This window comes from Cellulomonas triticagri (genome assembly GCF_003696205.1).
Lineage (GTDB): Bacteria > Actinomycetota > Actinomycetes > Actinomycetales > Cellulomonadaceae > Cellulomonas > Cellulomonas triticagri.
Map to the genome: position 1 here is coordinate 1 of NZ_RFFI01000127.1, position 11,706 is coordinate 11,706.

Annotated in this window: 9 protein-coding genes; 4 read left to right on the forward strand and 5 right to left on the reverse strand. The window is 76.7% G+C overall.

Annotated features, from left to right (window positions below):
• Positions 1 to 110: 110 nt before the first annotated feature.
• The 3 genes from EBM89_RS17455 to EBM89_RS17465 form a co-directional block, all read right to left on the reverse strand.
• Positions 111 to 1,013, reverse strand: coding sequence for a siderophore-interacting protein (locus tag EBM89_RS17455; RefSeq protein WP_233571825.1), 903 nt, complete (start codon positions 1,011 to 1,013; stop codon positions 111 to 113).
• Positions 1,014 to 1,016: 3 nt separating this feature from the next.
• On the reverse strand, positions 1,017 to 1,979 hold the full coding sequence (locus EBM89_RS17460; protein WP_122150917.1) for an ABC transporter substrate-binding protein: 963 nt from the start codon (positions 1,977 to 1,979) through the stop codon (positions 1,017 to 1,019).
• 138 nt (positions 1,980 to 2,117) lie between these two features.
• Entirely contained in the window at positions 2,118 to 2,885 is a 768-nt protein-coding gene (locus EBM89_RS17465) for a helix-turn-helix domain-containing protein (RefSeq protein WP_233571826.1), read from the reverse strand.
• Positions 2,886 to 3,008: 123 nt separating this feature from the next.
• On the opposite strand from EBM89_RS17465, the gene EBM89_RS17470 reads away from it, so the two are divergent.
• Together EBM89_RS17470 and EBM89_RS17475 are read left to right on the forward strand one after the other, a co-directional pair.
• Entirely contained in the window at positions 3,009 to 4,601 is a 1,593-nt protein-coding gene (locus EBM89_RS17470) for an ABC transporter transmembrane domain-containing protein (protein WP_122150919.1), read from the forward strand.
• Entirely contained in the window at positions 4,598 to 6,397 is a 1,800-nt protein-coding gene (locus tag EBM89_RS17475) for an ABC transporter ATP-binding protein (protein WP_122150920.1), read from the forward strand. Before EBM89_RS17470 ends, EBM89_RS17475 begins: the two co-directional genes overlap by 4 nt.
• On the opposite strand, the gene EBM89_RS17480 is transcribed toward EBM89_RS17475, so the two are convergent.
• Complete coding sequence (locus EBM89_RS17480; protein ID WP_122150921.1) at positions 6,351 to 7,094, reverse strand: SDR family NAD(P)-dependent oxidoreductase; 744 nt, start codon at positions 7,092 to 7,094, stop codon at positions 6,351 to 6,353. The two genes, EBM89_RS17475 and EBM89_RS17480, sit on opposite strands and share 47 nt — an antisense overlap.
• Before the next feature lie 104 nt (positions 7,095 to 7,198).
• On the opposite strand from EBM89_RS17480, the gene EBM89_RS17485 reads away from it, so the two are divergent.
• Both EBM89_RS17485 and EBM89_RS17490 read left to right on the forward strand, forming a co-directional pair.
• Positions 7,199 to 7,852, forward strand: coding sequence for a TetR/AcrR family transcriptional regulator (locus tag EBM89_RS17485; protein WP_122150922.1), 654 nt, complete (start codon positions 7,199 to 7,201; stop codon positions 7,850 to 7,852).
• Positions 7,853 to 8,135: 283 nt separating this feature from the next.
• On the forward strand, positions 8,136 to 9,779 hold the full coding sequence (locus EBM89_RS17490; RefSeq protein WP_122150923.1) for an FAD-binding protein: 1,644 nt from the start codon (positions 8,136 to 8,138) through the stop codon (positions 9,777 to 9,779).
• Between the two features lie 510 nt (positions 9,780 to 10,289).
• Here EBM89_RS17490 and EBM89_RS17495 read toward each other — a convergent pair.
• Positions 10,290 to 11,706 (reverse strand): FAD-binding oxidoreductase (locus EBM89_RS17495; RefSeq protein WP_199732183.1); only part of this gene is annotated, 1,417 nt, incomplete at its 5' end.

Sequence of the window (11,706 nt, forward strand, 5' to 3'; positions counted from 1 at the left end):
GGCGTCCGGCAGGGCGGCGACGTCGGGCAGCCCGGCGGCGCGCACCACGGCGGCCGGCAGCGCCTCCGGGCCCGTGGGCGCCGCCGGCCGCGGGGGACGCACCTCCGCGGTCACAACCCGACCGAGGTGTAGAGCGCGTCCACGTCGTCCGCGACGTCCTCGGGGTCGCGCTCCGGGTCCGCCCACAGGGCGTCGAGCCGGGCGCGCACGTCCGCGTCGAGCCCGTCCCAGGTCGCCTCCCACTCCTCCGCCTTGTCCGTCCAGTACCCGACGGTCTTGTAGGCGGCGGCGGGCAGGCCGCGCTCGTGCCGCAGGTGCTTGCGCACCGCACGCTGCACGCGGCTCTCCCCCGCGAACCACACATAGCCGGGGCCCTCGGGCAGCGCGCTCGCCCGCACGGCGTCCAGCAGCCCGCACGGCCCGTGCCCGTTGCCGCCGACCGTCCACACCACGTCGACGCCCGGGCGCTCGACCAGCGGCAGCCGGTGCGCGGCGTCCGCGACCTCGACGACGGCGCGGGTGCGCACGGCCGGGTCGGTGAGCTCGAGGACGCGCGCCAGCGCGGGCAGGCCCGTCGCGTCGGCGAGCAGCAGCTGCCAGGTGATCCCCGGCGGTGGCTCGTACAGCCCGCGCGGCGGGTTGAGCGCGAGCACGTCGCCCGGCCGGGCGGCCAGGGCCCACGCCGCGGCGACACCGCCCTCGTGCACGACGAAGTCGATGACGAGCACGCCCGGCGCGGGGACGTCGCGGATCGTGTAGCACCGCATCGGACCGGGGTCCGCGCCCTCCTCGTAGTCCCAGTAGTCGCCGGAGACGAACGGCACGACGACGTCCGTCTGCCCCGGGTGCGGGAAGAACAGCCGCACGTACTCGTCACCGATCCCGGTGCTCGCGAAGTCCGCGAGGTCGGGACCGCCGAACGTCACCCGGACCATGCCGGGGCCGAGGCGCTCGACCCCGGTGACGACGGCGCGGCGGATCCGCGGGGCGCTGGTCGCGTCGGGCGTGCGCACGCGTCAGCCCAGCAGGGAGTCGGCGACGAACTCCAGGTAGGCCATGTGGCCCGAGGGCGACCCGTACAGCATCTCCAGGTCGCCGGTGTAGATCTGGCCGGACGTGACGGCCGGCAGCTGCTGCCACAGCGGGTTGTCCGCGACGGGCTCGAAGACGTCCGGGTAGGTGCCGTCCGCCTCGGGGGTGGCCGTGGTGAAGATGACGTCGATGTCGGACAGCTGGGTCAGCTGCTCCGTGCTGAGCGACGTGCCGTCGGTGCTGCCCTCGGCGAGCGGCGTGATCTCCAGGCCCAGGTCGGCGAAGACGAGGCACGGCACGCCGTAGCAGGAGGCGTTGACCTGGCCGTCCCAGTAGTCGACGGGACCGACGACCGGGTGGATGTCGCGGGCGTCGAGCTCCGCCTTGATCTCGGCGACGCGGGCCTCGTAGGTGTCCGTCCACGCCTGGTACTGCTCCTCGCGGTCCAGGGCGACGGCGGTCTCGTTGAAGATCTCGCGCCAGTCCCGGCCGTCGAACCCGTTGAACGAGAACGTCGGCGCGATCTCGGGGAGCTTGGCGACCACCTCGTCGTCGTAGCCGAGGCCGTTGAGGATGAAGTCGGGCTCCGCGGCGAGGATCGCCTCGTAGTTGTACTCGGGGAAGTTCGTGAACGTCTCGACGTCGTCCACCTCGTCCGGGAAGAACGACGGGTACGCCTCGTAGCCCTCGTCCCGCACCGGCTGCGAGCCCGCGAGCGGGTAGCCGAGCGTGATGAGGATGTCGACGTCGGTCGTGTACATGCCGAGCGCCGCCACGGGCTCCGCGGGGACCTCGACCTCGCCGGTCATGTCCGTGACGGTGATCGTCGTGGGCTCGCCGTCGGCCGCACCGGCCTCGGCGGAGCCGGACGAGGTGGAGCAGGCGGTCAGCAGCAGGGCGGAGGCCAGGGTGAGCGCGGCGGGCGCGCGCAGGGCACGGATGCTCATCGATCCTCGGAGATCTCGGACGGGGCGGCAGCGACGCACGCCATCAGTAAGGCTTGCCTAGCCTAAGAGCGGTTCTCGCACGTCGATCCGCCCGGCCCACGTCGCACCGGCCACGTCGTGTCGCGCACGGGACACCGCTCAGGCGGCGGTGCCCGCGGTGCTCGACACGCCCGCGTCGCCCGCGTGGTCCGACTGGTACCAGCCGGGGGTGTGCCCCATCACGCGGGCGAACGCCTGGACGAACGCGCTCGCGCTCGCGTACCCGACCCGTCGCCCCACGGCGGCGACCGGCATCCCCTGGGCCAGCAGCCCGAGCGCGACGCGCACCCGCGCGTGCAGCCGCCACTGCTCGAACGTCATCCCGGTCTCCTGCGCGAACCGCCGGGACAGGTGCCGCACGCTCATCGCCTGCTCCGCCGCCCACTGCGCCACCGACCGCGCGTCGTCCGGCTGGCGCAGCAGCGTCCGCGCGACCGCGAGCAGCCGCGGGTCGGTCGGCATCGGCAGCACCATCGGCGCGACCTCGACGGGGCGCAGCAGGTCCAGCACCACCTGCTCGCACCGCGCCCGCACCGGGTCGGGCAGCTCCTCGGTGGACAGCGTGCGGAACAGCTCCGCCACCACGGGCGGCACCGTCACGGCGGTGGTCCGCTCTCCCACCGCCTCCGGGGCGTGCGTGAGGTAGGAGCAGAAGAACCCCGTGCCGCCGGAGGACTCCACGGTGTGGGCGGTGCCCGCCGGGATCCACAGGCCCGCCGTCGCGGGGACCGCGAACCAGCCGTCGTCGGTCTCGACGGTCAGCAGGCCGCGCGCACCCCAGAGCAGCTCGTGCTCGGCGTGGTGGTGCCGCGCCCACCGGCCGGGGGCCGCGGGCGGGAAGTGGTTCGTGGTGATCCGGAACTCCACGGCGGACCTCCTCGGGGACGGGACAGCGGGTGTCGGCATCGGGACGGCGTGTCCGAGACGCGACACGACGCGTCAGGCTACCGCGCCGAGGCCATCCGGAGTAAGGGTTACCTTGCCTGGGTGATGTCCTCCCCCGCCGCCCCGCCGGAGCCGCCCAGCCCGGGGCGGATGCTGCTGCGCACCCTCACCGCACCCGGCCAGCGGCTGCCCGTCGCGCTCGGCACCCTCGGCCTGTGCGGCCACCAGGTCGCGGAGATGCTGGTCCCCGTCGTCATCGGCGCCGCGGTGGACGACGCCGTCGTCGGGCGCGACCCCCGGGCGCTGGTCGGCTGGCTCGGCGTGCTCGCCGCGCTGTTCGTCGCGCTCACCCTGTGCTGGCGCGGCGGCCTCATCGGCACCACCCGCGCCTACCTGCGCGCCGAGCACACCCTCCGGCAGCAGGTGGTGGCCCGGGTGCTGGACGACCGCGGCGGCCCCGGCCGACCGCCCGGCGCGACGCTGTCGCTCGCGACCTCCGACGCCGTCCGGGTCGCCGGGACCACCTGGCTGCTCGCCGGGCAGGTCGCGGCGGTCGCCGCGGTCACCACCGCCGCGGTGTCGCTGCTGACCATCTCCGTGCCGCTCGCGGCGGCGCTCGCCGTGGCGATGCCGCTGGCCGTGCTGGTCATGCACCGGCTCGCCGCGCCCCTGGAGCGGCGCAGCGACCGCGAGCAGGCCCAGGCCGCCGACGCCGCGGCGCTCGCGACCGATCTGGTCGGCGGCATGCGGGTGCTCCAGGGCCTGGGCGCCTCGACCGCCGGGGCGGACCGGTACCGCCGCACCAGCCGCGCGCTGCTCGCCGCCCGGGTCGGGGCGGCCCGCGCGCGGGCCTGGTACCTCGCGGGCAGCGAGGCGGCGTCCGGGGTCCTGGTCGGTGCCGTCGCGCTCGCCGCGGGCTGGATGACGCTGCGCGGGTCGCTGACCGTCGGGCAGCTGGTCACGGTCGTCGGGCTGGTGCAGACCGTGCAGACCCCGCTCACCCAGACCGGGCAGCTGATGGTCGGGCTCGCCCAGAAGCGGGCCAGCGCCGCCCGGCTGCACGACGCCCTCGCGGCGCCCCGGGTGCTGCCCGCCGCCGTCGCGGCCGCACCCACCGGGGCCACGACGCTCACCGCGCGCGTCGGGGACGACCTCGTCCTGCGGGTGGCGCGCGGGGAGGTCGTCGGTCTGCACGCCGACACCCCCGGCGCCGGGGACCTGGTCGACGTCCTCGGCGCGCGCACCGCCGCCGACCCCGGGGCGGTGCTGCTCGACGACGTCTGCGCCTCGACCCTCGGGCCCGCCCTGCGGACCGCCGTGCACGCCCCGCCGCGTGACGCCCACCTCTTCGCAGGACCGCTCGCCGAGGTCGTCGCCCCGGCCGGGTCCGTGGACGCCGACCTGCTGCGCGCCGCCGTCCTGGACGACGTCGTGACCCTGCTGCCCGAGGGCACCGGATCGGCCGTCGCCGCCGGGGGCAGCAACCTGTCCGGCGGCCAGCAGGACCGCGTGCGCCTCGCGCGCGCCCTGCACCGGGACGAGCCGTTCCTCGTGCTGCACGAGCCCGCCGCCGCCGTCGACTCCGTCACGGAGGTCGCGCTCGCCGCCGGGCTGCGCGCCCGCCCGGACAAGGGCGTGCTCGTCGTCACCGACAGCCCCGCGCTGCTCGCGGCGTGCGACCGGGTGGTGCGCCGGTGAGCGCGCTGCTGCCCGTCGCCGACGGCCGCACCACCTGGGCCGCCGCCCGCCGTCTGCTGCGCCCGCACCGCGGTCGCCTCGCCCTCGTCGCGGGGCTGCTGCTGCTCGCGGCGGCCGCGGGGCTCGCCGTGCCCGCTCTGCTGGGCGTGCTGGTGCAGACCGCCACCACGGGCGGGTCGCTCGCCGTCGTCGGCGCGTGCGTCGCGGGGATCGTCGCGGCGGCCTTGGCGGCGGCCGCGCTCGGGGCGCTCGGCCAGACGCAGATGGCCCGGGTCACCGAGTCGGCGCTCGCCGCGCTGCGCGAGGACGTCGTGGACCGCGTGCTGCACCTGCCCGCCGGGCAGGTCGAGGCCGCGGGCGAGGGCGACGTGGTGGCCCGCGTCTCCGGCGACGTCGAGACCGTGGGCGAGGCCGCCACCGGCGTGCTGCCCGCCGTCACCGCGGCGCTGTTCTCCGTCGTCGTCGCGCTCGCCGGGCTGGGCGCCCTGGACTGGCGGTTCGCCGTCGGCGCGCTCGCCGCGCTGCCCCTGCAGCTGTGGTCGCTGCACCGGTTCCGCCGCCGCACCCCGCCGGTCTACGCCGAGGCCCGGCGCGCCGAGGGCGACCGCGCGCAGGCCGTGCTCCAGGCCGTGCACGGGGCGCCCACCGTGCTCGCGCTGCGCGACGCCGACGCGCACCTCGACGCCGTCGCCGCCACCTCCCGCACCGCGATCGCGGCCGAGATGCGCGGCGCGACCCTCGTCGGGCGGTTCGCGAACGGCGCGAACCTCGCCGAGGCCCTCGGGCTCGGCGGGGTGCTCGTCGCGGGGTACCTGCTGGTCGCCTCGGACACCGCGGGCGTCGGGGCCGCGACGGCCGCCGCGCTGGTGTTCCACCGGCTGTTCGGGCCGATGGGGGTGCTGCTGTTCCAGGCGGACGACCTCGCGCTCGCCGGGGCGGGGCTGGCTCGGCTGGTCGGCGTCGCCGAGGGCTCCCCGGCCCGGCCCGCGCCACCCGGCCGCGGCACCGGCGTCCCCGCGATCACGCTGCGCGACGCCGCGTTCGCCTACCGCCCCGACCTGCCGGTGCTCGACGGGGTCACCCTGGACGTCGCGCCCGGCGAGCGGGTGGCCCTGGTCGGCACCTCCGGGGCGGGCAAGTCCACGCTCGCCCGGCTGGTCGCCGGGACGCTCCAGCCCACCGCCGGTCGGGTGGACGTCGGGGACGTCCCCGCGCACGCCGTGCACCGCACGCGGCCGGGGCGGGTCGTGCTGGTCGACCAGGACGTGCACACCTTCACCGGACCGCTGGCCGCCGACCTGCGCCTCGCGGCACCGGACGCCGACGACGCGACGCTCGCCGCCGCGCTGGACGCCGTCGGCGCGACCTGGTGGGCGGACCTGCCCGGCGGGCTCGCCGAGCCGCTGGGCCCGGAGGGGACCACGCTGCGGGCGGACCAGGCCCAGCAGCTCGCGCTGGCCCGGGTGCTGCTCGCGGACCCGCCGGTCGTGCTGCTGGACGAGGCCACCGCCGACCTGCCGCGCTCCCAGCAGGCCGCGCTGGACACCGCCCTGGACGCGCTGCTCGCGGGCCGCACGGCCGTGGTCGTCGCGCACCGCCTCGACCAGGCGGTGCGCTGCGACCGCGTCGTGGTGCTGGAGTCCGGACGGGTCGTGGAGCAGGGCGCGCCCGCCGACCTACTGGCCGCCGACGGGCCGTTCCGCACCCTGTGGTCGGCGTGGCGCGGGGCAGGGGGCGGGGACGAGGGCGTCACACCACCGACCAGCCCCCGTCGCTCGGCAGCACCGCTCCGTTGACGTTCGCCGACTCGTCGGACAGCAGCCACGTGATCGCGGACGCCAGGTGCTCCGGGCCGACCGGGACCAGCCCGACGGCCTGGAGCACGGGGCCGGACCGCGCCGCGCCGAGCGCCGAGCGCATCTCCCCCGTGATGCCCGTGACCACCGGGCCGGGGGCGACGACGTTGGCGCGGACGCCCTGGGGTCCGTAGGCGAACGCGACGTGCCGGGTCAGCCCGACCAGCCCGTGCTTGGACGCCGTGTACGCGGCGCCCGCCGCCGAGCCGCGCAGCGCCGCCTCGGACGCGACGTTGACGATCGCCCCGCCGCCGTCCAGCAGCAGCGGCAGCGCCGCCCGGACGAGCTTCTGCGGCGCCGTGAGGTTGACCCGCAGCACCAGGTCCCAGGTCGCGTCGTCCACCTCGCCCGCGGGCAGGAACCCGTCCATGATCCCGGCGACGTTCGCGAGCCCGTCGAGTCGCCCGTCCGCCGCGGCGACGACCGCCTCGACGGTGGCGTCCTCGGCGACGTCCCCGGTCACGGTGCGCAGGCGGTCGCCCGGCAGGTCGGCCGCGAGCGCGACGAGGCGGTCGCCCGCGACGTCGGTGGCGACGACGGTCGCGCCCTCGGCGTGCAGGCGGACGACGGTCGCGCGGCCGATGCCGGACCCGGCCCCCGTGACGACGACGGTGCGGCCGGTGAAGCGGTCGGACATGGTGCTCTCCTCGGGTCGATGCGGACGTCGGTGTCCGTTTCGTCACCGTAGTCCGCCGCGGACCGCGGCACGCGCGGTTCCGCGACGGGGTTACCCTCGGCCGCGTGACCGAGCGGCGGGACGTGGTGCGCAACCGCGCGAAGATCGTGGCGGCGGCCGAGGTGGAGTTCCGCGCGGCCGGGGCCGGCGTGCCCCTCGACCGGGTGGCGCAGCGCGCCGGGGTCGGGCGCGGCACCCTCTACCGGCACTTCCCGGACCGCACCGCGCTCATCACCGCCGTGTACACCGCGCGGGTGGACGCGCTGGAGGCGCACGTCGCGACGCTCCCGCCCGCGCACCTGCTGGAGCACCTCGTCGCGGAGATCAGCGCCCAGCAGGTCGACGCGCCCGGGCTGTTCGCCGCCGTGCACGCCACCCACGGCTCCGAGCCCGCGCTCGCCGACGTCGAGGCCCGCGCCGCCGCGCTGCTCACCACCGCGCTGGACGAGGCGCGCGACCGCGGCCGGGTCCGGCCCGGCGTCACCGACGACGACGTGCGGCTGCTGTTCGCCATGGTCGAGGGCGTGCTCGCGGCGCACCCCGACGCGGTCGCCCGCCCCGTGGGCGCAGCAGGCACCACGCCCGAGCCCCCGACCGGTTCCCCGCAGGCGGTCGCCACGGCGGCGCGCCGGGCCCTCGCGCTCGCGCTGCACGGCATCCTCGTCGACGCCCCCGACACCCTCCCGGACGCCACCCTCCCCCTCCCCGGCACCGCCTGACCCCACCGCGCCGCGCACCCGCGCTGCACGTACCCGCGCCCACCCGCTGCACCCACCCGCAGTCGCACCGGCGCGCGCGTCGAGCGGACAGCCCTCGCCTGCGATCCGGCTCCGACGGGCAGGCGAGAGCTGTCCACTCGACGAACGGCACCCGGGGGCGGGGCGCAGAGGCGGGCGGCGGCGCGCGCAGGCGCAGCGCTGCGGGGGTTGTCCTCGCGGGCCCCGCGGGGCATTCTGGGCTCAACCGGACACCGGTGTCCGGATCGAGTCGAGGAGGACGCCCGTGCCCGAGGCAGACGAGACCTACGACGTCGTCGTGGTCGGCACCGGGGGCGCCGGCTTCGCGACCGCCCTGGGTGCGGCCGACGAGGGCCTGCGCGTCCTGATGGTGGAGGGCACCGACCGCTGGGGCGGCAGCACCGCGATGTCCGGCGGCGGCCTGTGGCTCCCGGACAACCCGCTGATGCGCCGGGACGGGATCGGCGACTCGCGGGCCGAGGCGCTGGCCTACCTGGACGCCTGCGTCGGCGACGTGGGGCGCGCGTCGGACCGGGCCCGCAAGGAGGCGTTCGTGGACGGGGTCGGGGACTTCGTCACCACCGCCGAGCGGCACGGCGTCGTGTTCGCCCGCGCCACCGACTACCCCGACTACTACCCGGAGCTGCCGGGCGGCAAGATCGGCCGCGCGCTGGAGGTGCAGCCGCTGGACAGCAAGGTGATCGGCGACTGGTGGTCGACCTGCCGGGCGCTGCTGCCGCTGCCGATCAAGACCGACGACATGTGGCTGCTGGAGCGCGCCTGGTCGACGCCCGCGGGGTTCGTGCGCGGCGCCCGGTTCGTGTTCCGGGCCCTGGGCGGCGTCGTGCGCGGGCAGCGGAAGGTCGGCATCGGCGCCGCGCTCGCGGTGTCGCTGCTGAACGCCGTCGTCCAGCGCGCAGGGGTCCCGCTGTGGCTGAGCAGCCCGCTGGAGTCGCTGCTGGTCGAGGACGGCCGGGTGGTCGGCGTGCGCGTCACCCGCGACGGTCGGCCGGTGACGGTGCGGGCCACGCGCGGCGTCATGCTGGCGTCGGGCGGGTTCGACCACAACGTGGAGTGGCGGCAGAAGTTCCACGGGATCGACGGCTCCCCGTCGGGCAACCCGGGCAACCTCGGGGCGCCGATCGCGCTCGCGCAGGCCGCCGGGGCCGCCGTCGAGCTCATGGACGACGCCTGGTGGGGCGCCTCCGTCGCGGCCCCGCCCGGCGAGGCGGGGGCGAACGGCCCGACGTTCCTGGTCGGTGAGCGCTCGCTGCCGTACTCGATCATGGTCGACGCCCGCGGCGCCCGGTTCGCGAACGAGTCGGAGTCGTACGTCGACCTCGGGCACCACATGCTCGAGCACGACCCGGACGGGCCGTACTGGCTGGTCGCGGAGACCCGGCACGCCCGCCGCTACCTGCGCAACTACGCCCTGGACCCGCGCGCGACGAAGGCCCTGCGCGAGGCGGGGATGGCGGTCACCGCCCCGTCGCTGGCGGAGCTGGCGCGCGGGATGGGCGTCGACCCCGGGACGTTCCGGGACACCGTGCAGCGGTTCAACGGCTTCGCGCGCTCGGGCGTGGACGGTGACTTCGGCCGGGGGAACTCGGCGTACGACCGCTACTACGGCGACCCGACGGTGCACCCGAACCCCAACCTGGGGCCGCTGGAGCGCGGGCCGTTCACGGCCTTCCAGGTGGTGATCGGCGACCTGGGCACCAAGGGCGGGGTCGTCACGGACGTCGACGGGCGCGCGCTCCGCGAGGACGGCTCCGTGATCGACGGCCTGTACGCGGCGGGCAACTGCTCGGCGTCGGTGATGGGCCGCACCTACCCGGGGCCGGGCTCGACGATCGGCCCGGCGGCGGTGTTCGGCATGCGCGCCGCGCGGCGCATGGCCCGCGCCTGACCGTCGCACCCCGGACGCGGCCACCCGCCCCGCGCACGACGGAGGGCCGGGTCGCACCCTCCAGGCGACCCGGCCCTCCCGGCGTCCCGCGGACCGCCGCACCCTCCTGCGGCGGTCCCGGGTGGCTCCTCACGCCGACGCGCGGCGCTCCAGCACGATCTTGCGGCCGACCGCGATGACGGCTCCGGCGGCGGCGACAGCGGTGACGATCTTCCAGGGGCGTGCGGACACAGGCGGTCTCCTCATCGGTGGGCGCGCGGCCGGGACTCGCGGGCGCGCTGCTGGAGCTGACCGCCGAGGCTCACGACGACGATCACGGCCACCAGGCCGACGACGACGATCCACACGGGGGTCATGGGTGCTCCTCGGGTTCCTGCTCGGCTGCTGACAGGTTCCATCGTGCCGGGAGCGACCCCCGTCGCGGATCGGCCTGCGGCCGTATCTTCGGGTACCCCGAGGGGTGGACGGGGTCCTCCTCGCGGCGCACCCCGGTCCCCCTCGCGGCGGAGGTCAGAGCACCACGGCGGGCGGTTCGGCGACCGAGAAGTTGTGCCGGAACACGTCCTGCGGGTCGTACCGGCGCTTGAGGTCGCGCACTCGCGCCAGGGTCGGCCCGGGGTACGCCTCCGCGAGCCGTTCCGGGCGGCGGTCGGTCTCGAACGACAGGTACAGCCCGTCGAAGTGGTGGGCCATCGCGTCCCAGAGGGCGTCGAGCCGCCGGTTGCCGGAGCCCATCGCCAGCACGCTGAAGTGCGCCGAGCGGTGCGCGTACGCCGTGGCGTCCGCCGGGACGTCGTGCACCGCGCCGCCGGCCGCCCGGATCTGGAAGAACGGCGTGGCCCCGCTGCGCAGCAGGTGCTCGGCGTCGGCCGCGAACGCGGGCGTGAGGTGCTCGACCATCCCGGTGCGGCTCACCGGCTCGCCCTCGGAGGAGTGCCGGGGCGGGACCTGGACGACCGCCGGGTACGGCACGACCTGGACCTGCTGCTGCAGCAGCGGCGCGATCCGGGCGAACGGCTGCAGCCGGTCGATGATCGTCTCCGGGTCGTCCGAGTCGACCATCGCCATCACCTGCGCCGCGACCATCCCGCCGCGCGGCGGCCCCATGATGAGGAACGCCGTGGTGTCCCGGGGCGCGGCCTCGACGGTCGCACCCCAGTCCACGAGGAACTGCGCGGTGTCGCTGGCGTCGAAGACGAGCTGCGCGAAGCCGACGTCGCCGACCTCGTCCACCTCGAACTCGAAGGACGTGACGATCCCGAGGTTCGCCCCCGCGCCCCGCACGCCCCAGAACAGGTCGGCGTCGTCGGTCGGGCTGGCGCGCCGCACGGAGCCGTCGGCGAGCACCACCTCGGCCGCGCGCAGGTGGTCGAGGGTCAGCCCGTGCTCGCGGACCAGGAACCCGATGCCGCCCGCCGTCGCCAGCCCGCCGACCCCGACGCCGCCGGAGTCGCCGGAGGTGAGCGCCCAGCCGTACGGGTGCAGGGCCGCCGCGACCTCGCCCCAGCGCGCCCCGGGCTCGATGCGCACCCGGCGGGTGGCGACGTCGAGCACCTCGATGCGGTTCATCCGGCTGAGGTCGAGGACGATGCCGCCGTCGTTGGTGGACCGGCCGCTGATGCCGTGCCCGCCGCTGCGGATCGCCAGGGGGACGTCCTGCGCCCGCGCGAACGCCAGCGCCTCGACGACCTGGTCGGTGCCGTCAGGCCGCAGCACGAGGCCCGGGCGCCCGCCGCGCATGTAGGTGGAGCGCACGTCGGCGTAACCGGTGTCCCCGGGCTCGACGGCGGCAGCCACCAGCGAGGCGGGGATGCTGTCGTAGTCGATGCCGGGGCGCCGGGCGGCCCGCACCCGGGCGCTGCGCAGCACGCCGACGGCGGTGCCGTGCGCGGCGCGGTGGGCGGCGACCCGCTCGCGGACGGCGGGC

Coding starts and splice junctions, on each gene's coding strand:
- EBM89_RS17460 (WP_122150917.1), bottom strand. CDS start 1,979: ATGAGCATCCGTGCCCTGCGCGCGCCCGCCGCGCTCACCCTGGCCTCC.
- EBM89_RS17470 (WP_122150919.1), top strand. CDS start 3,009: ATGTCCTCCCCCGCCGCCCCGCCGGAGCCGCCCAGCCCGGGGCGGATG.
- EBM89_RS17480 (WP_122150921.1), bottom strand. CDS start 7,094: ATGTCCGACCGCTTCACCGGCCGCACCGTCGTCGTCACGGGGGCCGGG.